The sequence below is a fragment of the Halobellus marinus genome (genome assembly GCF_032113415.1).
Lineage (GTDB): Archaea > Halobacteriota > Halobacteria > Halobacteriales > Haloferacaceae > Haloquadratum > Haloquadratum marinus.
On sequence record NZ_CP134946.1, the window covers coordinates 1,874,876 to 1,899,884 of the forward strand.

The following is a 25,009-nucleotide window of genomic DNA, read 5'->3' on the forward strand; positions in this document are numbered from 1 at the left end:
AGACTACGGAATGAGTGAATGGATCGCAATCGGGGCCCTGGGGCTCGTCGCCGTCGGAATCCCGCTGGGGATGATGGCCGTCTCGGCGATACTCCGCCCGTCGGTACCCGAACAAGGTAAACGCGCCACCTACGAGAGCGGTGAGGTACCGACCGGCACGGCGCGCGTCCAGTTCAACATCCAGTACTACATGGTCGCGCTGCTGTTCGTCGTGTTCGACGTCGAAACCGTTCTCATCTTCCCGTGGGCCGTCATCTATCGGCCCGCATTAGACCAGGGTGTCGCCCTCTCGACGGTGTTGCTGCCGATGCTCGTATTCGTCGGCGTGCTCGTCGTCGGACTGGTCTGGGCGTGGCGCAACGGCGCAGTCAAGTGGGTCAAAAGCCCGCTGGCGAACCGCCGGAAGACGGAGAGAAACGTATGAGCAGCCAACAGGACAGACCATTCGTTACGGACGATACACAGGTACAGACCGAGACGCGAGACGCCCGGATGACGGGCGGCGGCGCGGACAACCGGTTCAACTCGAAGCTTCGGGAGGCGTTCGGCTCCTCGCCGTTCATCCTCACGAAGTTCGACCAGTTCATGAACTGGGTCCGCGGCTCGTCGATGTTTATGCTGCAGTTCGGAATCGCCTGCTGCAGCATCGAGATGATGCACACGTACTCGGTGAAACACGACCTCGACCGCTTCGCGGCCGGGGTCCCCCGCGCGTCGCCGCGACAGGCGGACGTCATCATCGTCCCGGGCACGATCGTCTCGAAGTTCGCCCCGCGGATGAAGCGCGTCTACGACCAGATGCCCGAGCCGAAGTTCGTCGTCGGGATGGGCTCGTGTACGATCTCGGGCGGCCCCTTCCAGGAGGGGTACAACGTGATCAAGGGCGCCGAGGAGGTCATCCCCGTGGACATCCACGTCCCGGGCTGTCCCCCGCGCCCCGAAGCGCTCATCTACGGCGTCGCGAAACTGCAGCAGCGCATCGCCGAGGGCGAGTCCAGCCCGGTGACGGTCAAGCCGTACGAACTCGAACAGTTCGACGACCTCGAACAGGACGAGATCGTCGAGCAACTGGCCGACCAGATCGACGAGGAGGATCTGGTGATGCGGTACAACTGGGCTGATTCGCCATGAGCACGCTAAGACGTTCCTGCTCGCCAGACGGCTGCGCGGGCTGCGACTTATCTGCTAACGCTCGACACCGGAGGTGTCTCGCGTGAGTTTGGAAGAACCGACGCCCGACGAGGGCGCCGTCGAGGTCCTTCCGACGACGGGTGACGAGATCGAAGAGCTGCTGGGCGATCTCGTCGTCGACCGCGAGGAACACGTCAATGCGCCGGGCGTGGTGATCCGCCCCGATACGGTCCAGGAGACGCTCCGTCGCCTGCGCGACGAGGCCGGCTTCGATCACCTCTCCGCTGTCACCGCCGAGGAGCGTGAGGACCGCTACGAGTCGATCTACCACCTCACGAGCTTCGACGACCGACAGCGAGAGGTCAGCGTCGTCGTCCCGACGACGAAGGACGACCCCGTCAGCGAGTCCGCCGAACCGGTCTTCCGGACGGCCGACTGGCACGAGCGGGAGGCGTACGACCTCATCGGCATCGACTACGACGACCACCCGGACCTGCGCCGGATCCTCCTGCCGGACACCTGGCAGGGCCACCCGCTCTCGCAGAACTACGATCAGGACCGCCCGCAGATCGTCACGCTCAAAGAGTGGGAGAACCCCCTCGCCGACGATCACCGCGAGGAGGAGGGCGACACGATGTACATCAACATCGGGCCGCACCACCCCGCCACGCACGGCGTCCTCCACGTCAAGACGGTGCTCGACGGCGAGCAGGTCGCGGACGTCGATCCCGACATCGGCTACCTCCACCGCTGTGAGGAGCAGATGTGTCAGACGAAGACCTACCGGCACCAGATTATGCCGTACCCCGACCGGTGGGACTACGCCTCGTCGGGCCTCCTCAACGAGTGGGCCTACGCCCGCGCGGCGGAGGACTTGAACGACATCGACATCCCCGAGTACGCCCAGATCATCCGGACGCTGGGCGCGGAGTTCTGCCGGATCGCCTCGCACATGCTCGCGGTCGGAACCTTCGCCCTCGACGTCTACGGCGACTTCACCGCGATCTTTATGTACGCGATGCGGGACCGCGAGAAGGTCCAGAACGTCCTCGAAGAGCTCACCGGCCAGCGGATGATGTTCAACTACTTCCGGCTGGGCGGGGTGGTCTGGGATCTGCCCGAACCGCGCGAGGACTTCTTCGAGATGATCCGGGACTTCCTGGAGGACCTCCCGGAGGCACTCGAGGAGTACCACGACCTCATCACCTCCAACGAGATCCTGCAGGCGCGGACGATCGACACGGGTGTGCTCCCGCCGGAGGTCGCGAAATCCTACGGCGCGACCGGCCCCGTCGCCCGCGGTTCCGGCATCGACTACGACCTTCGCCGGGACGACCCCTACGGCTACTACGACGAACTGGAGTGGGACGTCGTCACCGAAGACGGCTGCGACAACTTCAGCCGCCTGCTCGTCCGCCTCCGGGAGGTCGAGGAGTCCGCGAAGATCATCGAGCAGTGTGTCGACCTGCTCGAAGACTGGCCCGAAGACGAGCGGACGATCCAGTCGAACGTCCCGCGGACGCTCCGCCCGGACGACGACAAGGAGATCTACCGGGCCGTCGAGGCGGCGAAGGGCGAACTCGGCATCTACATCCGCGCGGACGGCACCGAGAAACCGGGACGCTTCAAGATCCGCAGCCCGTGCTTCTCGAACCTGCAGACGCTGCCGGAGATGTCCGCCGGCGAGTACATCCCCGATATGGTCGCATCGCTCGGTAGCCTCGACATCGTCCTCGGCGAGGTGGATCGCTGATGGGGCCGCTGCAGTCGCAGGTGCTCCTGCCGGAGCGGATCGCCGGCCTGCTCGGACTCTCCGGGACGGTCGGACAGATCGTCGGCGGGTTGATCGGCGCGTTCATCATCGCCAACTTGCTTTTGGTCCAGACGGCCGTCGCCGGCCCGTGGGCCAAACGGAAGATCACCGCGTCGTTCACCGACCGCATCGCCGTCAACCGGGTCGGGCCGTTCGGCCTGCTCGTGATCGTCGCCGACGCCGTCCGGTTGCTCTCGAAGGAACTCGTGATTCCCGAGGGCGTCGACCGGCCGGCGTACGACCTGGGCCCGCTTCTGGTGCCGTTCTCGGCGCTGCTCGGTTTCGCGGTCATCCCGATGGGTAGCGGCATCCATCTGGCTGATCCCGAGACGGGGATCGTCTTCGCGTTCGCCGCGTCGTCGATCGCCTCGCTCGGACTGGTGATGATGGGCTACGCCTCGAACAACAAGTACTCGCTGCTCGGCGGCCTCCGGGCGATCGCCTCGAACATCGCCTACGAGATCCCGCTCGTCGTGACGGGCGCGTCGGTGATCATCTTCACCGGCTCCCTGCAGATGAGCGAGATCGTCGCCCAGCAGACCGATCCGCTCTTGACGGTGGCCGGCGTCGCGATCCCGCAGTGGTTCGCGTTCGTCAACCCCTTCGCCTTTGCGCTGTTCGTGGTTGCGAACCTCGCGGAGGTCGGCCGCAACCCCTTCGACGTACCGGAGGCCCCGACCGAGATCGTCGCCGGATACCAGACCGAGTACTCCTCGGTGTACTTCGTTTTGATCTACCTCGGGGAGTTCATCCACATCTTCCTCGGCGGCGCCCTGGCGGCGACGCTGTTCCTCGGCGGCCCAGCCGGGCCGGTCCTGCCGGGCTTCGTCTGGTTCACGATCAAGATCTGGGCGTTCTACCTGTTCACCCAGTGGGCGCGCTCTGCGGTGCCGCGGCTCCGCGTCGACCAGTTCCTCGACGTCGGCTGGAAGGGGATGCTCGTGCTCTCCTTCGCGAACCTGGTGCTCACGGCCGTAATCGTGGGAGTGATAGCATGATCGGCGTACTCAAATCGATGGCAACGACGATGAAACACGCATTGGACGGGGAGACGTTCACGGTAGAGTACCCGGACGTCGCACCCGAAGTCAGCCCCCGGTTCCGCGGGGTGCACAAGTTCAGCCAGGAGCGCTGCATCTGGTGTCGACAGTGCGAGAACGTCTGTCCGAACGACACGATTCAGATCGTGCAGGACGAAAAGCGCAACGGTGAGCAGTACAACCTCCATATCGGACAGTGCATCTACTGCCGGCTGTGTGAGGAGGTCTGTCCCGTCGACGCCATCCTGCTGACGCAGAACTTCGAGTTCGTCGCCGACACGAAAGACGACTTCGTGTACAACAAAGAACAGCTGAAAAACGTCCCGTGGTACAAGGACATCGACCCGCTCAACTCCCGTGAGCCGGACCGCGACGCGTGGATCGGCGAGGGAGAGGGCGAAGTGGACTACCAGTGACAATGATTACTCTCGTCTCTTCCCGCCGAACGCCGCCAACGGAGGTGGCGCTCGGCGGGAACAAGTGAGAGTAATCATTACGAGGTGAGGAGTCTACGGGAGACCGCCGCCGGACGGCCGTTCGGCTCGGCGTCCGCTCGGGGACTTCTCGAAATCTTCAAAGGGATACCTCAAGGAGACACATACAATGGTTTATGAAACCATCGCGTTCGCGCTGTTTGCCCTCGTGACCGTGGGCTGCAGCCTGGGCGTCGTCCTCGTGCGGGACGTCTGGCATTCCGCACTCCTGCTCGGGGGCGCGCTCTTGAGCGTCGCGGTGCACTACGTGATGTTACAGGCGGAGTTTCTCGCCGCCATGCAGATCCTCGTCTACGTCGGCGGGGTTCTGATTCTCATCACGTTCGCCGTGATGCTGACGCGGACACAACCGGAGGTGAGTAGCACATGACAACGAAACCGGAACTGAACCTCGGATCGCATCTCGTGCCCGGACTTGCGGCCGCAGCGCTGTTCGTGGTGATGGCCGCAACCATCCTCTCGGCGTCGTTCCCCGAACCGCAGGGGTTCGCCGAGGGCGCGAACATCACGGCCAGTATCGGCTACGCGATGTTCAACCTCGAGTTGGGAGACGTCGCGGGCGAGAGCTTCCTCGTCGCCTTTATCCTCATCGCGGTGACGCTGGACGTCGCCCTCGACGGCGCCGTCCACCTCGCGACCCGCGAGGGCGACGAGGGCGGCCGACAGCTCCTGGCCGACGGCGGTCGGGAACTGAAGCGAACGCTCTTCGACGGAGGTGACGACTGATGGTCCCGCCGGAGTACTATCTGCTCCTGTCGGCGGCGGTCTTCTGTATCGGGCTGTTCGGCATCCTGACCCGCCGCAACGCGCTTTTGTTCCTGATGTCGGTCGAACTGATGTTGAACGCCGCGAACATCAACCTCGTCGCGTTCTCCTTCGTCTGGGGGAACGTCACGGGGCAGACGTTCGCGCTGTTCACGATGGCGCTTGCCGCCGCCGAGGTCGCGATCGGGATCGGGATCATCCTGGTGCTGTACCGCAACTTCGACGGCGTCGACGTCACCGAAGCGACGACGATGAGGTGGTAAGATGGCAGGAATACTCGATTTCGCACCCGCGATCGTACTGTTGCCGTTCGTCTCGTTCCTCGTCGCGCTCGCGGCGGGCGACCGCCTGCCGAAGGGCGGCGCCTACGCCGGGATTGCCGCGACGGCGGGATCGCTCCTGCTGTCGGTCGCGACAGTCCTGACTGTCGCCGGCGGCAGCACGTATCAGGCGACGATCTACACCTGGGCCGAAGGGCTCGACGCGGTCGATCTGACGTTCGGCGTCCTGATCGATCCGCTCTCGGCGTTGATGGTACTCATCGTGAGTCTGATCGCATTCCTCGTCCACGTGTTCAGTCTCGGTTATATGAACGACGAGGGCGAGATCGGTCTGCCGCGCTACTACGCCGGCCTCGGCCTGTTCACGGCGTCGATGCTCGGCTTCGTCGTCGCGGACAACCTGCTGATGGCGTTCATGTTCTTCGAGCTCGTCGGGCTCTGTTCGTACCTGCTGATCGGCTTCCACTTCCGGGAGCCGGGGCCGCCGAGCGCGGCGAAGAAGGCGTTCCTCGTCACTCGCTTTGGCGATTACTTCTTCCTCGTCGGCGTCGTCGCCGTCTTCGCGACGTTCGGCACGGCGGCGTTCTCGGGGTCGGAGTCGTTCCCCGCGCTCGCCGAGGCCGCGCTCCGCGGCGAGGCGGCGTCGGTCTCGACGTTCGGCTTCGCGCCGGAGACGTGGTTCACGATCGTCGGCCTGCTAATCTTAGGCGGCGTGATCGGCAAGTCCGCGCAGTTCCCGCTGCACACCTGGCTGCCCGATGCGATGGAGGGTCCGACGCCGGTCTCGGCGCTCATCCACGCGGCGACGATGGTCGCGGCCGGCGTCTATCTGGTCGCGCGGATGTACGGCTTCTACGCGCTGTCGCCGAACGCCCTGGCGATCATCGCCTTCATCGGCGGCTTCACTGCGCTGTTCGCGGCGACGATGGGCGTCGTCAAACGGGAGCTCAAGCAGGTGCTCGCGTACTCGACGATCTCCCAGTACGGCTATATGATGCTCGCGCTCGGCGGCGGCGGCTACGTCGCCGCGACGTTCCACCTGATGACCCACGCGTTCTTCAAGGCGCTCCTGTTCCTGGGTGCCGGGTCGGTCATCATCGCGATGCATCACAACGAGAATATGTGGGACATGGGCGGCCTGAAGGACAAGATGCCCGTGACCTACTACACGTTCCTCTCGGGGTCGCTCGCGCTGGCGGGCATCTTCCCCTTCGCCGGCTTCTGGTCGAAGGACGAGGTGCTCTACGAGACGCTTTTGCACGGTCTCGACGGCAACCCGATCCTGCTCGGCGCCTACGCGATGGGTCTTCTTGCCGTCTTCTTCACCGGCTTCTACACCTTCCGGATGGTGTTCCTGACGTTCCACGGCAAGCCGCGGACGCAGACGGCCGAAGACCCCCACGGCGTCCACTGGAACGTGAAGGGCCCGCTCGTCGTCCTCGGCGTCCTGGCCGCGACGGCCGGACTCGTGAATATGGTTCCCGTCGCGAAGGTGACGGGGCTGCACATCGAGTTCCTGCACTCGTGGCTCGAACACGGCTTCGCCGGGTTGACGACCGAGCACTACAGCACGCTGCTACACGACTTCGCGGGCTACGGCGCGGCGGGCGTCGAACTGAGCCCGCTCATCCCGGGTGCGGTCTCGCTCGGGCTCGCGTTGGCGGGCTCCGGCGTCGCGTACCTGCTGTATAACGTCCCCGAACCGATCCGTCACACCGACCGGCTCGGTGGCATCAAGACGCTTCTGTTCAACAACTACTACCAGGACGAGTATCAGGTCTGGCTCGCGAACGGCGTCACCCGGCCGATCGCCCGCGCCGCCAACACGTTCGACGGCGGCGTCGTCGACGGCGTCGTCAACGGCGTCTCGGGCGTCAGCCTGTTCGCCGGCGGTCGCGTCCGGCGGATCCAGACCGGCGTGGTGAGCAACTACGCAGTGCTCCTGACGCTCGGTCTGACGGCCTTGCTGCTTGCCTTCGGCATCCTCGGAGGTTGGTTCGTATGATTATCGAAGCGCTCATCGCAGTCACGTTCATCGCCGCGCTGGTGGTGTTCGTCGCCCCCGACGAATACGCCGGCCGACTCGCGGCGGCACTCAGCGCGCTCCCGATCCTCGGGAGCCTCTGGATGTGGGCACAGTACGACGCGAGCGGCAACGCCTTGCTCGGCGGGTCGATCGCGTTCGAGACGGATTTCGTCTGGCTGACGCTGGGCAGCCTCGACTTACACTGGTTCGTCGGCGTCGACGGAATCAGCCTGCCGCTGATCGTGCTGACGACGATTCTGTCGACGCTTGCGATCGTCAGCGCGTGGACACCGATCGACGACCGGCAGTCGCAGTTCTACGGGCTGATGCTGTTCATGGAGGCGAACCTGCTCGGCGTCTTCGCGGCGCTCGACTTCTTCGCGTGGTTCGTCTTCTGGGAGGCCGTCCTCGTTCCGATGTACTTCCTCATCGGCGTCTGGGGCGGCCCGAACCGCCGCTACGCCGCGATCAAGTTCTTCGTGTACACGAACATCGCGTCGCTCGTGATGTTCATCGGCTTCGTCGCCCTGGTGTTCGGCCTCGGCGACTCGGTGTCGTCGATGCGGCTGCCGGAAATCGCCCAGGCGTTGCGGGCCGGCGAACTCGGCGGCTTCGCGGGACTGGACGCCGCGACGCTGAAGACGGTCGCCTTCGTGGCGATCTTCCTCGGCTTCGCGGTGAAGGTGCCCGTCGCGCCGCTGCACACGTGGCTGCCGGACGCTCACGTCGAGGCGCCGACGCCGGTGTCGGTGATGCTGGCCGGCGTCCTCCTGAAGATGGGGACCTACGCGCTGCTGCGGTTCAACTTCACGATGATGCCCGACGTGGCGACGGCGCTCGTCGTCCCGATCGCGGGCATCGCGGTGATCAGCGTGATCTACGGGGCCTTGCTCGCGCTCGCACAGGAGGACCTCAAGCGCATCGTCGCGTACTCCTCTGTTTCCTCGATGGGCTACGTCATCCTCGGCCTCGTCGCGTACACGACCTACGGGGTCGGTGGCGCGACGTTCCAGATGATCGCCCACGGCCTCATCTCGGGGCTGATGTTTATGGCGGTCGGCGTCATCTACAACACGACCCACACGCGGCTGGTGGGCGATATGTCCGGGATCGCCGACCGGATGCCCGTCACCGCCGGCATCTTCGTGGCCGGCGCGTTCGGCTATATGGGCCTGCCGCTGATGGCCGGCTTCGCGGGCGAGTTCTTCATCTTCAAGGGTTCCTTCGCCTCGACGGTCCACTCGGCGATGCCGCTTTTCACCGCGGTGGCGATGTTCGGCATCGTGATCGTCGCGGGGTACCTGCTCTTTGCGATGCAGCGGACCCTGTTCGGTCCCTTCAGCTTCGAGGACGACTACGAGATCACGAAGGCGCCGTTCCACGACGTCGCGCCGCTCGCGGTACTGCTCCTCCTGACGATCGTCCTGGGGGTCGCGCCTGACCTCTTCTTCGGGATGATCCAGGATGCCGTTAATCCGATCCTCACGGGAGGTGGGATCTGATGCTCGACGTGATCGCACTCCAGACGGACGCCGTTCCCGCCTGGACGGCGCTTGCGCCCGCGATCGTGCTCGGGCTGACCGGACTTGTCCTGCTCGGGATCGACACGATCCAGCCCGGGGAGACGAGCAACACCCTCCTGGCTGGCGTCTCGACAGCCGGTGCGCTGCTGTCGTTCGGTATCACGGCGTGGTTCCTCGTCGCCGGCACCGGCCAGGTGTCGACCGGCGGGGCGATCTCGCTGTACGGCGACGCCCTGGTCGTCGACGGGATGAGCCTCTTTTTCACGCTCATCTTCACGATCGTCACCGCGATGGTGACCGTCGCCGCCTACGACTATCTGCGGGAGCAGTCTCACCGCGGGGAGTTCTACTCGCTGGTCCTGTTTGCGGCGACCGGGATGACGCTGATGTCGATGGCGAACTCGCTGGCGACGGTCTTCGTCAGCCTGGAACTGGCTTCGCTGCCCTCGTACGCGCTCGTCGCGTTCCTCAAGACGGACCGCGGCAGCGTCGAGGCGGGGCTGAAATACTTCCTTATCGGCGCGGTCTCTTCGGCGGTGCTGGCCTTCGGGATCAGCCTTGTGTACGCCGCGTCCGGCTCTTTGATTCTCGGTGAGGTCGCCTCGGCAGTCGGTAGTACCGAGATGACCGGTGTCGTCGGCCTCGGTGCGCTGATGATCGTCGGCGGGTTCGCCTTCAAGACCGCCTCCGTGCCCTTCCACTTCTGGGCGCCGGAGGCCTACGAGGGCGCGCCCGCGCCGATCTCGGCGTTCCTCTCGTCGGCGTCGAAGGCCGCCGGCTTCGCGGTCGCGTTCCGCGTCTTCGTCGAGGCCTTCCCGCTCGGGGCGATCCCGGCGGGCGTCGACTGGGTGCTCGCCTTCCAGGTGCTTGCGGTCGTCACGATGACGCTGGGCAACTTCGCGGCGGCGACCCAGGAGAAGGTCAAGCGGATGCTCGCGTACTCCTCGATCGGTCACGCGGGGTACGCGCTCATCGGCCTCGCGGCGCTCACGGCGGGTGGGCCGAACGGTGACGTCCTCGGGGCGTCGATGGCCCATCTGCTGGTCTATGGATTCATGAACACGGGCGCGTTCCTGTTCATCGCCCTGGTCGAACACTGGGGCGTCGGCCGGACCTTCGAGGACTACAACGGGCTGGCGTCGGTCGCACCGATCGCCGCGGTCGCGATGACGGTGTTCATGTTCAGCCTTGCGGGCCTGCCGCCGTTCGGCGGCTTCCTCTCGAAGTATGCCCTCTTTTACTCGGCGATCGAGGCCGGGTTCTGGTGGCTCGCGGCAGTCGGCGCGATCAACAGCGCGCTGTCTTTGTTCTACTACAGTCGCGTTGTCAAGGCAATGTGGATCGAACCGCCGGAGGGTGACTTCGGCATCGAGAAGCGGCCGGTCGGCCTCTACGCCGCTGTCCTCTTCGCCGGCATCGGGACGCTGCTCCTGCTCCCGGCCTTCGGGCCGGTCATCGAGACCGCCCAGGGCGTGGCTGCTGCGCTGTTTTAGGAACCCACCTTTTTACTTCGTCGGGTGCGCCTGCGGCGCACCCTCCTCGCAAAAAGCTGGACCAAAAAAGACCCGACTGAGTCGCCTGGCGACTCAGTCGGTGAACCGCTCGCTTCGCTCGCGGATGCTTAGTATACATTTTCCTTCGTTGATTCAATACCGGATCGTGAATACCGTACGGCGGGGGCGGGGGTATGATTAATAGGTCCGAGTCCGATTCTCCAGTTACGATGACGTCTGCTTCGGAGGATACAGAATCCAACGGCTGGCGTCGAGTGTGGGACGCGCTCCTCGCGGCCGGTCGCTGGTCGCTCGACGTGTTCCGCGGACACGCCGGGAGTCGTCATCTCGAACAGCGCCGAAAGTGAGGAATCACACTTCCTGACGCAGAGAATAGGGCCGACACTTCGAGTCAATCAGAAGACATTTATTCGCCGCCAAGAACTAATTGCTCGTCCCGACAGGGACAGATCCGAGCGCCACTACCGGGTTGCTCGGTATAGTACCGGGCTAGCATCCCGAGACCACTGCTTTTGTGGGGACTATACAGGTTGTTACGGATCTATCACGTCCGGGTTCGGCAGTCGTAAGCTCGCCCGGAAGAGGTTGTGAGAACGAAGAAGCGACCACCTCCAAACGCTGTTAGCATCCGCTCGCTTCGCGAGCGGTTCACTGACGGAGCCGCCGAAGTTCCCGTGAGCGACTGAAAAGAGCGAACGGGAGCACAGAAGAGTTTGCTCTTCCGGAGGCGTCGGAGTCGGGGTCTTTTTGGTCCAGCTTTTTGCAAAGAGTGGTCGCGCGGAGCGCGACCCGACGAAGTAAAATGGTGTGGTCTCAGACAAAGCCATATGCAACGGCGGTTGGTCCTCGGCTGCGGGTCGGCCGCGCGGGCGGCCATCGACCGCATCGCCGAGTGGCCCGGTGAACTCACGGTCGTCTCACAGCGGGGCGAGGTCGTCGAGGAGATGGCGGACAGCGGGGCAGACACAGACCGCCGCGCCCCCGATGAGGCGTCGGCGCTCCCCGACGGGGATGTCGACGTCGTCTTCGCCGCGAGCGACAACGTCGAAACGAACGCGACGGCCGCCGAACAGGCTCGCGAGCAGTACCCCCACGCCTGTATCGTCGTGTATCTCCCGGGAGATACGGACGCCGAGACGCGTGAGCGCATCGACCGCATCGCCGATCGACTCGTCGACGTCGAACAGGTGCTCGTCGACCGCGTGAGCGAACTGACCGTCAGCCCCGGGGCAGAGCGACTGCATCGGCTGTTCGACGAGCTTCGCGGGATCGATGGCCGCCTGGCCGTCGTGATGCACGACAACCCCGATCCGGACGCGATTGCCAGCGCACTCGCGTTGGCTCGGATCGCCGGCGTGGTCGAGACACCGGCAGATGCGTGCTACTTCGGGGAGATCTCCCACCAGGAAAATCAGGCACTGGTGAACCTGCTTGAACTCGATGTCGTCGAACTGGCAGACGGCGTCATCGACGACTACGGCGGCGTCGCGCTCGTCGACCACTCCCGACCGGGCGTCAACGACGGACTCCCGCCCGACACGGAGGTCGACATCGTCGTCGACCACCACCCGCCGCGGGGGCCTGTGGACGCGGACTTCGTCGACCTCCGCCACGACATCGGCGCGACGAGCACGCTGCTTGCGGATTATCTCCGGCGGATCGGACTCGATCCCGGCCAGTCGCTTGCGACCGCTCTGCTCTTCGGGATCAGGGTCGACACCGACGACTTCGCCCGCGAGGTGTCCGTCGCCGACTTCGAGGCCGCCGCGTGGCTCCTGCCGCGGGTCGATCTGTCGGTTCTCGATCGGGTGGAGTCCCCGAGTATGACTGCGGAGGTACTGGAGACGCTTTCGCGGGCAATCTGCGACCGGGACGTGCGCGGGGAAGTGCTCCTGTCGAACGTGGGTACGATCCGGGATCGGGACGCCCTCGCGCAGGCCGCCGACCACCTGCTGAATATGGAGGGGATCCACATCGCCGTCGTGTACGGGTTCAGAGACGGTACTGTGTACGTCTCCGGGCGCGCACGCGGGACAGACGTCGACCTCGGTGAGACGCTTCGGGACGCACTCGATGCCATCGGTAGTGCCGGCGGCCACGCCGATATGGCCGGTGCACAGATTTCGCTCGGCATTCTCTCGGAGGCCGACGACAACTCCGAGGAAGCGGTAGAATCGGTCGTTACCGACGTCATCTCGGGACGGATCTTCGAGACGTTGGAGGACGCTACGACGCTTATAGACGTCGACGACACCCAGACTGGGTGGGCCTCGGAGTTCCCCTTCGAGGAGTGGTGATCGATGGAGGAGACGGCAAACCCAACCGGAAAGCAATCATTGCTGCTCCGTGGGAGTAGTCTTTTGCGCGGGGAACGCAAAGTCACTGCAATGAGTGAGAGACCGAAAGTCAACGAGTATATGACGCGGGAGGTCCAGACGGTCTCGCCGACGGACACCGTCGCCGACGTGGCGCGCCGGATCAAAGAAAGTGAGGGACACAACGGGTTTCCGGTTTCGCAGGGGCGGAAGGTCGAGGGATTCGTCTCGGCCAGCGATCTCCTTTTGACGGACGATCAGGATCCGATCTTCACTGTGATGGCCGAGGACATCATCGTCGCCCATCCGGATATGAACGTGATCGATGCCGCACGCGTCATCCTCCGCTCGGGAATCCAGAAACTCCCGGTCGTCGACGACGCCGGCAATCTGGTCGGCATCATCTCGAATACCGACGTCGTCCGCTCGCAGATCGAACGCGCTACGCCCGAGAAGGTGGGTAAACTTCGACGAACGCTGGAACAGATTCACGACGTATCCATACACGAGGAGAGCCGGTCTGTCGAGCTCGATCAGCTCACCCCCTCGCAGGGACGCGTCTACGCCGACGAACTCGAAGGGCGACAGTACGAACTCGAGCGGGGACTCGCCGAGCCGCTCGTCGTCATCGACAACGACGGCGAACTCCTGCTCGCTGACGGCCACCACCGCGTGATGGCGGCCCACCAGCTGGGCATCGAGGAGATGGACGCCTCGGTGATCGTCCTTGACGAACGCGTCGAACTGGGGATGCAGCGCACCGCCGAAAAGGAAGGGCTGTCCTCGATCGCCGACATCGAGATCCTCGATTACGGTCGCCACCCGCTGGTCGAGACCACGCGGCGCTTGCAAGAGTGAGAGTCACGCATCTCGGATGAGCCTCACTCTCGCGCGGATGCTGGGTCCGTCGCCGCCAGCGACGTGAGAAGTCTCCCACTTACTAATTTACCTCCCAGTGTGTTGTGGATATGGACCAGAGCTCGAACGGAGTCTCCAGGCGTCTGTTTCTCCAAACAGCCGCGGGGATCGGCGCTGCCGGGGGTTCGGCCGGAACGGCGGCCGCACAGGACGGGGCGACTCACACCGTAGATATGACCGACAATCTGGTGTTCGACCCGGATTCGATCACGATCGCGCCCGGCGACACCGTCGTCTGGGAGACTGTCGGGACCATCGGGCACTCAGTCACCGCCTACGAAGACGAGATTCCCGAGGAAGCCGACTACTTCGCCTCGGGCGGTTTCGACGTCGAATCGGAAGCGCGCAGTGCGTACTCCGCCGGCGATCCAGAGAGCGGCGACATCCCCGAGGGCGAAACGTACCGACACACCTTCGAGGTCGAAGGGACCTACGAGTACTTTTGTATCCCACACGAGAGCGTGGGGATGCTCGGGACAGTCGAAGTCACGCCGGGCGGGGCGACGACGGAGACGGGCGGGCCGGCCGTGCCGACCGTCCCCGACGCCGCGAAGAGTCTGCTCGTGACGGTGACGGGTGCGTTCGTCGCCGTTCTCTCACTCACGTACGTCTTCCTGAAGTACGGCGGCGATTACGAGATGACCGACGAAGACGAGCGGTGACGAACCAGGAGTCTACGACTCGGTTCACGCCACGTCTGAACGCGGTCGAGCACGCTCGGCAGACGGTCACGTCGGCGCCGTACGCGTATCGAACCGCGGGAACAGAGAGGTCGCCCCGCCGAGTAGCCTAATCAGCGATGCCGCTCTCGGCAGCGTCGACGGCTTCGAGGCTCGCGAGTGGCCCGGTGCGCGCCTCACAGTCCGGACACACGGGGTAGCCAAGTTCGTCGTATTGGACCCTGTCCGACGGGAATTCGGTCCCGCACGCCGCGCAGTTGAAGTATGGCAGCCAGTCGAACTCCATAGGGATGCGCGGACGGCAGGAATATTAATTAATCACCTATTACGCGGCGTTAGGATCCTGTTTCTGTCGTCGTCGGAAGCATAGAACGGGTCGTCCGTCGAGTGCGTTCGCGGCATTCACCCGGCGGCGCTTCCGAGACAGGCGCGCCGGAACCGGGCTCAGACGCACGACATCGGGCCCGTCGCATCAGTCCTCAGCGGTCGATCCGTCGTCGGTGTCGTCCCCTGCCGTGGAATCGGAGTCCGTCCCGCCGCCGCCATCGGACGCTTCCTTGGCGGATCCGTCACCGAGAATCGCGTCGATGTCGGCGTGGTCGTAGAGGAGTTCCCCCATCCGCGTGATCGTCGCCTCGTCGCGTGCGCGTCCGGTGTTGACGATCGTCTCCGCGCGGTCGATCACAGAGAGGGTATCGCCCGTCACCAGCAGCACGGGGACCCCCTTCGACTCCGCCTCGCCGAGGAGGGCACCGGGCGGTCGGTGCCCGCCAGTGAGGATGATCGCGTTGACGCCCGGGGCTTCGAGCGCGGCGGCGATGATCTCCGAGCGGTCGCCGCCGGTGATGACTGCGGCGTTCTTCGTGCGGCGGAAGTACCGCAGGGCAGTATCCCCGCCCATCGCGCCGACGAGGAACCGCTCGACGTACGCCTCACGGTCGCCTTCGGTCAGCAGTTCACCGCCCAGTTCGTCCGCGAGGTCCGTGACCGTCACACCGGCGAGGTCGCGCTCTCGCGGGACGACGCCGAAGACCGGGAGCCCCCGCCCTTCCAGGAAGGGAACGACCTCCTGCTCTAGGCCATCGAAGGCAGCGTCGGGCACGGCGTTGAACAAAATGCCGTCGAGCCGATCGCCGAACGAATCGGCCGCCGCGAGGACGTCGTCGAGGTCGCTTGCCGTCTCGTAATCGGCGACGAGGAGGACGTCGGCGTCGAGCCGCTCTGCGATGTCGACGTCTGTCAGGTTGACGATGCCGCCGGTGGACCAGGCGCCGCCGCCCTCTACCAGCATCAGATCGGTACCCGCAGCGAGTTCCGCGAAGCGCTCCTCGACCACCGCGCCGAGTTCGTCGGGATCCTCCTGGCCCCGGATCGCGCCGTCGATGAACGTCGGCGAGTAGACGATCGGCTCCATCTGGTGGACCTCGCTGTCGAGATCGAGAAGCTCACGGGCCAAAAGCGGGTCCTGATCGAGCGTCTTGCCGACGTTCGACTGCAGCCGGGTCCCTTTCGGTTTCATATATCCCACGGCACGGCCTCGCTCCTGGGCGAGTTGGCCGAGCGCGAGCGTGACTGCCGTCTTGCCGGTACTTTCCGCGATCGAGGTGACGAGTAGGGTCTTTTGCATCGGTGGGTTCCTCAGAGTTTTTCTGGGTCGACGGTGAGCCGCACGTCGACGGCTTCGACGCCGTCGGGTGTGGCCACCAGGGGGTTGATGTCCAGTTCCAGGATTGCGGGGAAGTCGGTCACGAGCTGTGAGAGCCGTTCGATCGTCTCGATCACGCCCGCGATGTCGACGGGGTCGCGTCCCCGTGCGCCGCGCAGGAGCGGCGCGGAATCGATCTCCCGCGTCATCGCTTCGGCCTCGGATTCTGAAACTGGGGCGACTCGGAAGGCGGTGTCCTCGAGCGTCTCGACGAAGATCCCGCCGAGGCCGAAAAGCAGCAGGGGGCCGAACTGCGGATCGCGGTTCATACCGACGATCGTTTCGACGCCCTCGTCGAGATCGACGGCCTCCTGCACCTGAACGCCGATGATCGTCGCATCAGGCTGGTAGTTGCGCGCCCGGGAAACCAGATCCTCGTAGGCGTCGATCACGTCCTCGTTCGCGACGCCGATCTTGACGCCGCCGATGTCGGATTTATGCAGGATGTCCGGGCTGACGATCTTCATCACGACGTCGCCGTCGATGTCCTCTGCGATCTCTAGGGCGTCGACCGGCGCGTCGGCGATGCCGCCCGCCGGCGTCTCGATCCCGTACGCGTCGAGCAGTCCCATCGCCTCGACGCCGAGGCGCGTGTCCGCCCGCCGTTCGACCGAGGAGAGGATCTCGCGGGCCCGCTCTCGATCGACCTCGAAGGTGCGTGGCGCCTCGTACTCGCGGACGCTGATGTCCCGAAATTCCGCGAGCGCGTCGAGGCCGCCGACCGCCCGGGCGGGATCGAAGTAGTTCGGGATCCCCGCTGCCGACAGCGTCTCTGCGGCACGCTTGACGCGCTTCCCGCCCATCAGACAGGCAGCGACGGGCTTGTCGTGTTTCTCCTGCAGCGCCGCGGCGTCCTCGGCTAACCCCTCGTAGTCCAGCACGGCCGTCGGACACGCCAGTACGAGTCCACTGCCGACGTTCTCGTCGGCGAGGGCGACGTCCAGAGCCTCCCGGAACCGCTCGTTGTCCGCGTCGCCGACGACGTCGACAGGGTTGTAGATATTTCCCTCCGGCGGCAGCGCCTCGGAGAAGGCATCCAGGGTCGCGTCCTCGAAGGAGGCCATCGAGAGCCGCGAGTCGCCGATCGCGTCGGTCGTCATCACCCCCGGACCGCCGGCGTTCGTGACGATCGCGACGCCGTCTTTCGCCGGGAGGGGCTGGCTCTCCAGGACGCGCGCGGCGTCGAACAGTCCCTGGACCGATTCGGCGCGGATGACGCCGGCCTGCTCTAGTCCCGTCTCGTAGGCCTCATCGGAGCCAGCGATGGTCCCGGTGTGGCTGGACGCCGCCTGCGCGCCGGCGTCGGTGCGGCCGGACTTCACGAGGACGATCGGCGTCTCAGCGGTGACTTCGCGGGCGGTTTCGATGAACTTCTGCCCGTCGTCGATCCCCTCCAGGTAGCCGATGATCACGTCGGTTTCGGCGTCGTCTCCCCAGGCACTGATGAAGTCGGATTCGTCGAGGACAGCCTCGTTCCCCAGGGAGACGACGTCTTTGAAGCCGATGCCCTGGTCGTTGGCCCAGTCCAGGACGGCCGTGATGAACGCGCCGGACTGGCTCATAAACGACATCCGGCCGGGTGTGGCGTCCTCGGGACCGAAGGTGGCGTTCATCCCGACCGGCGTCGACATAATACCCAGGCTGTTGGGGCCGACGAGGTTGATGTCGTACTCCGTCGCGACGTCGATCAGTTCCTGTTCCCGGGCCGCGCCGTCGCTGCCGGTCTCGCCGAAGCCGGCGGTGATGACGACGACGTTTTTGATACCCGTCTCACCGGCTTCACGGACGACGTCGACGGCGACGTCGGGGGGGACCACCACTACCGCGAGGTCGGCGTCGGCCTCGCCCACGCTGTCGAGCGCCGTGCGACCGAACACCGACTCGCGGCTCGGGTTCACGGGGACGACCTCGCCCGCAAACGAGTCGAGAAGATTCCGCATAATCGCGTCCCCGACGGAGCCCTCGCGGTCCGTCGCGCCCACGACGGCGATGCGTTCGGGGGCGAATAGCTCGGATAACTCTCCCATCAGTTCGATCTACTCGTGGTCGACGCTTAAAATCAGGTGTGGATTCTCATCCACCCGGGTCGTGACGGCATCGACAGGACCGAGAGTCGCTTTCCCCGCCGGTCGGAACGGGCCGCGATCGCGACTCATACCGTGATCGTCGTCGCGTCGGTGACCTGCCGGAGCCGTTCCGGGTCGATCGGAAACACGGCCGTCGGCGCGCCAGCGGCGGCCCAGACGGTGTCGTACTCCAGCAGGGTGTCGTCGAGATACACCGGCACGTCGGCGTCGTGACACAGCGGCGGGACGCCACCGACTGCCCACCCGATTTGGGCCTCGATCTCGGCGGGATCGGCCATCGATACGGTGTCGACACCGAGATGTACCGCCAGTCGGGGCTCGTCGACGTGGTTGGCGCCGCTCGTGACGACGACCACGAGATCCCCGGCGGCCGAGAACACGAGGCTGCTGGCGATCGCCCCGACCTCGCAGCCGATCGCTTCGGCCGCGTCGGCGGCGGTCTCCGTTCCGTCAGGGAACTCCTCGATTCGCGGCTCGATTTCGTACTCTTCGATCACCCGATCGCGGAAGGCGCGGGCGCGCTGGTGCATACTCCCCTCTGTGAGCGCGGTCCCGAAGAACACTTCGCCGGACGAGCGAGAATCATAAGAAATCTGATTTTACGTGTCGCTATCGAGCGTCCGTTCGGCCCCGACTGGTGTTTTTAGGCCTGCCAAAACGGTAAGGAATATGAAATAGTTATGTTCGTCGACCGGTTACCGTCCCGTATGGTCGAGCTGTGGTCGTTCGCCTTCGTGTTCATCGCGGGCCTGATCACCGCGCTGGCGACGGGGCTGGGCGCGGTTCCGTTCTTTTTCGTCGCCGAGATGAGCGACCGCTGGAACGTCACGCTGTGGGGGATCGCCTCCGGGATTATGCTCTCGGCGTCTGTCTTCGGACTCGTCTTAGAGGCGCTGGGGACCTACATCCAGGTATCGCTGGGCGGCGTTTCGGTCAGCCCGATCCCGCGACGACAACTCCTCTTACTCGGCGTCGGGCTCCTCTCGGGCGTCGTCCTCGTCTACGTCGCTCACGACCTCATCGAGGCGGCGGACGTCGATCCGCGGGAGTACGCCGAAGCGGACTTCAAAAAGCTCGTGCTCATCCTCGGGGTCCTGACGATCCACTCGTTCCCCGAGGGCGTGGCCGTCGGCGTCTCCTTCGCGGACCTCGGACTGTCGGGCGGGACCCAGATCTTCGGGTTCGTCGTGCCGCTGCTCGCGATCTTTATGACGATCGCCATCTCGATCCACAACGTTCCCGAGGGCGTCGCCATCTCGATTCCGCTGCGGTCGATGGGCGTCGCGAACTGGAAGCTCGTCTGGTGGTCGGTGTTTTCGAGCCTGCCGCAGCCGATCGGTGCGGTGCTCGCGTTCTACTTTGTCCGTGTCGCCCGGGAGTTTCTACCCGCGGGGTTCGGCTTCGCCGCCGGCGCGATGATCTATCTCGTGCTCACGGAGTTCATTCCGGAGGCGCTGGCGGTCGGCAAGGGTCTCCCGGGTGACGGTCGCCGAGAACTGCTCGGGGGCGTCGCTGCCGGCGTGCTGGCGATGATACCGCTCGCCTTCGTCTAAGAGTCCGAAGATCGCGTCTCTTTGCTGTCTGTTCTCTCACGCGTCGGCAAAAGTCAGAAGCCGATCAGTGGCTGTGGCCCATCGCCTCGTCGAGCGGGACGCCGAACCGCTCCTCGAAGAGGTCTTCCATCTTTTCGTTCAGCGCTTCCAGATCGGCGGGTGTCTCGCCCTGGCCGTGATGGACGACCGCGTGGGCCTGCTGTGCGAACGACTGGACCAGAAGGTCGCCGACGACCGCCGTCGACGACTCGCCCGCTTCGGTGAAGACGTCGGCGAGTCCCTCGGGGAGTTCGAGTTCCTCGACGTCGCCGTTCGGCGCTTCGATCGTGTAGGTCTCGGTGTCGACCATACTCCCCCTCCGGCGGCGTGGCATAAGGGTCTGTGGGAAGCGGCCGTGAACAGCGGAGTTGTGATCACCGATACCCAGTTACAGCAGTGCTTGCCACCGTGAGTATCTAATGATTACTCTCGTCTCTTCCCGCCGACCGCCGTCGACGGGGGTGGCCCTCGGCGGGATACAGTGAGAGTAACCATTATCAGTCGTCGTCGGTGGTCGGTGAGGACATCGCCGCGGTGTCGGTCGCCTCCACGACTGTCCCATCCGTATCCGAGGAGAGCAGCGGCGAGACCGACTGGAACTCCCAGACCATTCCCGCAATAGCGACGATCGAGATGATCGCGAAGGGGAACCCGGTGATGATGGCCGACGAGCGGAGGGCGTCGATGCCGCCGCCGACGATGAGAAGCGACGCGAGGCCTCCCATGAGTCCACTCCAGATGAGCCGATTGACCGTCGAGGGGTGTTGCTTGCCGCCGGTGGTGAGCATCCCAAGCGCCAGCGTCGAGGAGTCTGCCGACGTGACGAAGAACGTCACCACGAGCAGCATAAACACCGCTGCGAGGCCGTCGCCGAAGGGGAGCGCTCCGAACAGCGGAAACCCGGAGACGGAGACGCCATACTGGTCGACCATCTGCAGCATCGGTGCAATGTCGTTACGCTCGAAGAAGATGGCGCTGCCGCCCATCGAGAGGAACCACGGGATCGTCGAGGCTGTGGCGCCGATGAGCGCCGTCGCGACGACCTGCCGGATCGTCCGCCCCTTCGAGATGCGGGCCACGAATAGCCCGCCGAAGGGCGCCCACGAGAACACCCACGCCCAGTAGAAGACCGTCCAGTTACCGACCCACTCGCCGGTGCCGGTCGCGTTGGTGTAGAGGCTCATCGTGAGGAACTCCCCGAAGTAGCCCCCGACTGCCTGGAGTCCAGTGTTCATAATGTAGTTCGTCGGCCCGAGGAGGAACGTCGCGACCGCGAGGCCGGCGAAGACGGCCATATTGAAAAGCGAGACGCGCGCGATTCCCTTCTTCACGCCGAGCGTCACCGAGACGGTGAAGGCGACTGTCAGGCCAGTGATCACGAGCACCGTCCCCGCGTCGCCGAGCGAGACGCCGGCGGTGTACTGCAGGCCGGTGAGGAACTGTCTGCCGACGAAGCCAAGCGTCGTCGCGATGCCGCCGATGGTCGCGAAGACAGCCAGCACGTCGATGGTCTTCGCCCAGAAGCCATCGAGGTTTTCGACGCCGACGAACGGCGCGATGAGCGTCGAGACGCGCATCGGTGCGTCTTTGCGGAACGCGTAGTAGGCAATCGGAAGCGCCACAATCAGGTACGGGACCCAATAGGAGATTCCCCAGTGAAAGAGCGTATACTGTATCGCGCCGACCGCCGCCGCGGGCGTTCCCGCCTCGGCACCGATCAGCGGCGGAACGGTCTCGTAGTGCGCCAGCGCCTCCGCCGGCCCCCAGAACACGATGCCGGCCGCGATGCCGGCCGAGAACATCATCGAGAAGAACGACAGCAGGCCGAACTCGGGATCGTCATTGGGCTTTCCGAGTTTGATGTCTCCCCAGCGGCCGAACATCAGCCAGAGGCTGAACGTCACCATCAGGAACATCGTCCCGATGTACACCCACATAAATTCGGTCCAGAGGTACTCGTTTATCCGTCCCATCCGGTCCGCCGAGGCTTCCGGATTCGAGAAAAAGACCAGTATGGCGGTTAGTGATACCAAGAACCCGACGCCGAACACCACAGAGTCGAGTTCGTCCACGAACTGTCTCAGGATCGCACGCACCGTATGCATACAGTTTCGTCTCCGCGTGACGGGTTGTCAAAGCTGAGACGACATATGCAACCCGTTGAAGTGGGGACGCAGGACCCCGCCGCCGAGGGGTCCCGCCGATCGCTATCGTCCCGTTTGCACGTCTTCGCTTACGCGGTCACAGTCGTTATGATTACTCTCACGTTCTACCGCCGAGCTCCACCGCGTTGGCGGTTCTCGGCGGTAAGAAACGAGAGTAATCAGTATCAGTCGGCCGCGCCGGGACGATAACTTCGGCTGACGGCCTTCCAGCGGTTCGATCGGAAGCGACGGAGATTCACTACCATCGGCACAGCCGTCTCCGCGAACAGCGCGATCAGGAGGCCGCCGACGCCGAGTGCCGGGATAACGGTTCCGAGCCACGCGACCGGGAGCGCGACGAGATACAGCCCGGCGAGGGCAGCGATAAATGGCACGCGGGTGTCGCCCGCGCCGCGGAGTGCGCCCGTGATCGATCCGTCGATGCCGAGCGCGATCACGCTGACCGCGGCGACCCGCACGAACCACGCCGAGAGTTCGCGGTTCGCCGGGTCGTCGACGAACACGCCTGCGATCGGATCACCGAACGCGACGACGATGGCGGCGGCACCGACGTAGACCAGCGCCGAGAGGCGGACGATCCCCCAGCCATAGGCCTCGGCTTCGGTTTCCTCGCCCGCCCCGAGTTCCTGGCCGACCAGGGTCGAGGCCGCGATGGAGAAGCCCCACGAGAAGCTCCCGAGCAGCGCGCGGACCTGCCGGCCGACGCCGACAGCTGCGACCGCGACGGGACCGAACGTGGCCGCAATGGCCAAAAGTGGGAACACAACCAGCCCCTGTGCGACCCGCCGGGCGATGAGCGGTGCCGACACCTGCGCGATCTGGCGGAGCAGTTCGCGGTCGACGAACGGCCGCGAGAGGGTGAGCGGGACGGGGCTGGCACCGCGGCCGCGGAGGTAGTTCCGCCCCGTCATCCCCCACGAGAACGCGACTGTCACGAGTGCCGTCGCCAGCGTGGTCCCGAACGCCGCTCCCGCGACGCCCATCCCCAGTCCGAGCACAAAGAACGACGACAACGCGATGTTAGCGATGGCGCCACCGGCCCGCATCGCCATCGGGGTGAAGGTGTCGCTGACGCCGGCGTACGTCCGACTGGCGATCAGATTGAGATACTCGAACAGGAGTCCGGGGGCGACGATGGCGAGGTACGTCGCGCCGTGGCGGATGCTGTCCGGATCGTCGCCGACGAGGCCGACGAGCGGTTCCGCGGCCAGGCCGAACACGATGGCTGTCGGAACGCCGACCGCGAACGCGAGGAGGACACTCAGGCGGACGACCGCGGCGGCCCGATCGACGTCGCCGCCGCCGTAGTTCTGTGAGACCAGCGAGACAGTCCCGCCCGCCAGGCCGATCGCGAGGAACTTCGCGACCATCCAGAAGGCGTTCGCGATCGTCAGCCCCGCGACCGCCGTCGATCCGATGACGATCCCGACGAGCGCCAGATCCACCGTCCGCTTGGACATAATCGCAAAGCCGGTGACGATCCGCGGCCACGCCAACTCGAGGGTGTCTTCGAGCCGGCGTTCGTCGATGACGCCCGCACTCGCCAGTGCTCGGGCGAGGGTCGATCCGGTACGGCGGAGGCGTGACACGTTCCGATGGTGAGTCGCCGTCGGCTAATCGGTTGCGTTCGCAGGCGAGGGTCGCCGGTAATTCGCCGCCCCTGAGAGTCAGTGAATCGTAACCAAGTCGCTAAGTGCTTCCGTTGTCGACAGCGGTCCTTTTTTAATTGTTTCCAGCATCGCCGCGCGCAGCGCGGCGTTCACCGCGAGCGAAGCGAGCGGTCTTTTTTGGTCCAGATTTTTTGGCCGGGGTCGAGCGCTGCCTCCGGCAGCGCGAGGCCCCGGTGAAAAAAGGTGGGTGTTAGTCGTCGCTCTCGGCCGCCGCAACCTCACCGCCCGCGGCGGCTTTGCCTTTCCGCTCCAGTTCCTCCAGGTAGTCGTCGGCGTCGAGAGCGGCCTTCACGCCCATCCCGCCGGCGGTGGCCGCCTGCTGGTAGTGGTAGTCGACGACGTCGCCCGCGCCGAAGATGCCGGGCACGTCCGTGGCCGTCTGGCCGCCGCCGTCGCCGCCCTTCGCCTGCAGGTACCCCTCGTCGTCGAGTTCGACGCCGGTATCTTCGAGATACTCCGTGTTCGGCGTGTGGCCGATTGCGTAGAACACTGCGCCGACGTCGAAGTCGAACTCCTCGGTGTCGGGGTCGTCGAGTTTCTCCGTGGGGTGGCCCTCTGGATGGGAGACCAAAGTGACGTGGTCCATCCCGTCCTCGCGGCTGCCGTGGAGTTCCGTCACCTCCGTGTTCCGCATAATCTCGATTTCGCCCTCGTCGACTTTCTCCATCACGCGGTCGATCCAGTAGTCCTCCGCGCGGAACTCCTCGCGGCGGTGGGCGATGTACACCGTCGAGGCGAACTTGGTGAGGAAGTTCGCCTCCTCCATCGCGGCGTCACCGCCGCCAACGACGAGGATCTTCTCGTCGCGGAAGAACGCACCGTCGCAGGTCGCACACGTCGAGAGGCCGTAGCCCATCAGCTCGTCCTCGCCGGGAATCCCGAGGGTCCGTGCCGACGCGCCCGAGGCGGCGATGACGGCGTCGGCGGTGTAGACGTCACCGTTCTTCATCCGGACCGTGAACGGCCGTTCGTCCCCCTCGACGGCCTCGACCATCCCGTTTTTGATCTCGGCGCCGAACCGCTCGGCCTGCGCCTTCATATTCTGAACGAGTTCCGGACCGGAGATCCCCTCGGGGAAGCCCGGATAGTTGTCGACCTCCGTGGTCAGCGTGAGCTGTCCGCCCGGTTCATCGCCCTCGAAGACGAGCGGGTCGTTGTTCGACCGCCCGGCGTAGATCGCGGCTGACAGGCCCGCGATACCCGAACCGGCGACGATGAGCGGTCGGTGATCAACGATCTCGTCGGTGTCCTCTGTCATATCCATTCGTTCGGTGGACGCGTCCTTTTAGG

The 25,009-nt window shown here is 65.0% G+C and carries 24 protein-coding genes; 16 read left to right on the forward strand and 8 right to left on the reverse strand.

From position 1 onward, the window contains the following. Positions 1-10: 10 nt before the first annotated feature. The 15 genes from RJT37_RS09530 (at position 11) to RJT37_RS09600 (ending at position 14,482) form a co-directional block, all read left to right on the forward strand. Entirely contained in the window at positions 11-424 is a 414-nt protein-coding gene (locus RJT37_RS09530; protein WP_313683890.1) for an NADH-quinone oxidoreductase subunit A, read from the forward strand. Continuing rightward, complete coding sequence (locus RJT37_RS09535) at positions 421-1,131, forward strand: NADH-quinone oxidoreductase subunit B (protein ID WP_311172825.1); 711 nt, start codon at positions 421-423, stop codon at positions 1,129-1,131. The genes RJT37_RS09530 and RJT37_RS09535 overlap by 4 nt, the downstream gene beginning before the upstream one ends. Positions 1,132-1,213: 82 nt before the next feature. Then, positions 1,214-2,884, forward strand: a complete 1,671-nt coding sequence (locus tag RJT37_RS09540) for an NADH-quinone oxidoreductase subunit D (protein WP_313683892.1) — start codon at positions 1,214-1,216, stop codon at positions 2,882-2,884. Further along, the gene (locus tag RJT37_RS09545) at positions 2,884-3,942 is read left to right on the forward strand and encodes a complex I subunit 1/NuoH family protein (protein ID WP_313683894.1); all 1,059 of its coding nucleotides are present in this window, start codon (positions 2,884-2,886) and stop codon (positions 3,940-3,942) included. The genes RJT37_RS09540 and RJT37_RS09545 overlap by 1 nt, the downstream gene beginning before the upstream one ends. Continuing rightward, positions 3,939-4,400 carry a NuoI/complex I 23 kDa subunit family protein gene (locus RJT37_RS09550; protein WP_313683896.1) on the forward strand — a complete coding sequence of 154 codons (462 nt, stop codon included), beginning with the start codon at positions 3,939-3,941 and terminating at the stop codon, positions 4,398-4,400. Before RJT37_RS09545 ends, RJT37_RS09550 begins: the two co-directional genes overlap by 4 nt. Before the next feature lie 187 nt (positions 4,401-4,587). Further along, a complete protein-coding gene (locus tag RJT37_RS09555) occupies positions 4,588-4,848 on the forward strand; it encodes an NADH-quinone oxidoreductase subunit J (protein ID WP_103992159.1) in 261 nt (86 codons plus the stop codon). Beyond that, positions 4,845-5,204 (forward strand): NADH-quinone oxidoreductase subunit J, encoded by a 360-nt coding sequence (locus tag RJT37_RS09560; protein WP_313683901.1) that lies wholly within the window; start codon positions 4,845-4,847, stop codon positions 5,202-5,204. Before RJT37_RS09555 ends, RJT37_RS09560 begins: the two co-directional genes overlap by 4 nt. After that, positions 5,204-5,506 (forward strand): NADH-quinone oxidoreductase subunit NuoK, encoded by a 303-nt coding sequence (nuoK, locus tag RJT37_RS09565; protein ID WP_313683903.1) that lies wholly within the window; start codon positions 5,204-5,206, stop codon positions 5,504-5,506. Before RJT37_RS09560 ends, nuoK begins: the two co-directional genes overlap by 1 nt. A gap of 1 nt (position 5,507) precedes the next feature. Beyond that, complete coding sequence (gene nuoL, locus RJT37_RS09570) at positions 5,508-7,529, forward strand: NADH-quinone oxidoreductase subunit L (protein WP_313683905.1); 2,022 nt, start codon at positions 5,508-5,510, stop codon at positions 7,527-7,529. After that, positions 7,526-9,052 (forward strand): complex I subunit 4 family protein, encoded by a 1,527-nt coding sequence (locus RJT37_RS09575; RefSeq protein WP_313683907.1) that lies wholly within the window; start codon positions 7,526-7,528, stop codon positions 9,050-9,052. Before nuoL ends, RJT37_RS09575 begins: the two co-directional genes overlap by 4 nt. After that, positions 9,052-10,566 (forward strand): NADH-quinone oxidoreductase subunit N, encoded by a 1,515-nt coding sequence (locus tag RJT37_RS09580; RefSeq protein ID WP_313683909.1) that lies wholly within the window; start codon positions 9,052-9,054, stop codon positions 10,564-10,566. The genes RJT37_RS09575 and RJT37_RS09580 overlap by 1 nt, the downstream gene beginning before the upstream one ends. 230 nt (positions 10,567-10,796) lie before the next feature. Next, entirely contained in the window at positions 10,797-10,934 is a 138-nt protein-coding gene (locus RJT37_RS09585) for a hypothetical protein (RefSeq protein WP_313683910.1), read from the forward strand. A gap of 480 nt (positions 10,935-11,414) precedes the next feature. Further along, positions 11,415-12,884, forward strand: a complete 1,470-nt coding sequence (locus RJT37_RS09590; RefSeq protein WP_313683912.1) for a DHH family phosphoesterase — start codon at positions 11,415-11,417, stop codon at positions 12,882-12,884. Positions 12,885-12,974: 90 nt separating this feature from the next. Then, entirely contained in the window at positions 12,975-13,760 is a 786-nt protein-coding gene (locus RJT37_RS09595; RefSeq protein ID WP_313683914.1) for a CBS pair associated ParBc domain-containing protein, read from the forward strand. 110 nt (positions 13,761-13,870) lie between these two features. After that, the gene (locus RJT37_RS09600) at positions 13,871-14,482 is read left to right on the forward strand and encodes a plastocyanin/azurin family copper-binding protein (protein ID WP_313683916.1); all 612 of its coding nucleotides are present in this window, start codon (positions 13,871-13,873) and stop codon (positions 14,480-14,482) included. Positions 14,483-14,609: 127 nt separating this feature from the next. Here RJT37_RS09600 and RJT37_RS09605 read toward each other — a convergent pair whose 3' ends face one another. The 4 genes from RJT37_RS09605 to RJT37_RS09620 form a co-directional block, all read right to left on the reverse strand. Further along, positions 14,610-14,786 (reverse strand): hypothetical protein, encoded by a 177-nt coding sequence (locus RJT37_RS09605; protein ID WP_313683918.1) that lies wholly within the window; start codon positions 14,784-14,786, stop codon positions 14,610-14,612. 186 nt (positions 14,787-14,972) lie between these two features. Continuing rightward, positions 14,973-16,127, reverse strand: a complete 1,155-nt coding sequence (locus tag RJT37_RS09610; protein ID WP_313683919.1) for a phosphotransacetylase family protein — start codon at positions 16,125-16,127, stop codon at positions 14,973-14,975. 11 nt (positions 16,128-16,138) lie between these two features. Continuing rightward, the gene (locus tag RJT37_RS09615; RefSeq protein ID WP_313683920.1) at positions 16,139-18,232 is read right to left on the reverse strand and encodes an acetate--CoA ligase family protein; all 2,094 of its coding nucleotides are present in this window, start codon (positions 18,230-18,232) and stop codon (positions 16,139-16,141) included. A gap of 125 nt (positions 18,233-18,357) precedes the next feature. Then, the gene (locus RJT37_RS09620) at positions 18,358-18,822 is read right to left on the reverse strand and encodes a YbaK/EbsC family protein (protein WP_313683922.1); all 465 of its coding nucleotides are present in this window, start codon (positions 18,820-18,822) and stop codon (positions 18,358-18,360) included. Between the two features lie 177 nt (positions 18,823-18,999). On the opposite strand from RJT37_RS09620, the gene RJT37_RS09625 reads away from it, so the two are divergent. Continuing rightward, complete coding sequence (locus tag RJT37_RS09625; RefSeq protein WP_313683924.1) at positions 19,000-19,845, forward strand: ZIP family metal transporter; 846 nt, start codon at positions 19,000-19,002, stop codon at positions 19,843-19,845. A gap of 64 nt (positions 19,846-19,909) precedes the next feature. Here the strand turns inward: RJT37_RS09625 and RJT37_RS09630 are convergent, their stop codons facing one another. The 4 genes from RJT37_RS09630 to RJT37_RS09645 form a co-directional block, all read right to left on the reverse strand. Next, positions 19,910-20,194, reverse strand: a complete 285-nt coding sequence (locus RJT37_RS09630) for a DUF7545 family protein (RefSeq protein ID WP_313683925.1) — start codon at positions 20,192-20,194, stop codon at positions 19,910-19,912. Between the two features lie 187 nt (positions 20,195-20,381). Continuing rightward, a complete protein-coding gene (locus RJT37_RS09635; RefSeq protein WP_313683927.1) occupies positions 20,382-21,989 on the reverse strand; it encodes a BCCT family transporter in 1,608 nt (535 codons plus the stop codon). A 224-nt stretch (positions 21,990-22,213) separates the two neighbouring features. Beyond that, a complete protein-coding gene (locus RJT37_RS09640; protein WP_313683929.1) occupies positions 22,214-23,638 on the reverse strand; it encodes an MATE family efflux transporter in 1,425 nt (474 codons plus the stop codon). A gap of 271 nt (positions 23,639-23,909) precedes the next feature. Next, positions 23,910-24,977 (reverse strand): NAD(P)/FAD-dependent oxidoreductase, encoded by a 1,068-nt coding sequence (locus tag RJT37_RS09645; RefSeq protein ID WP_313683931.1) that lies wholly within the window; start codon positions 24,975-24,977, stop codon positions 23,910-23,912. Positions 24,978-25,009: the final 32 nt, after the last annotated feature.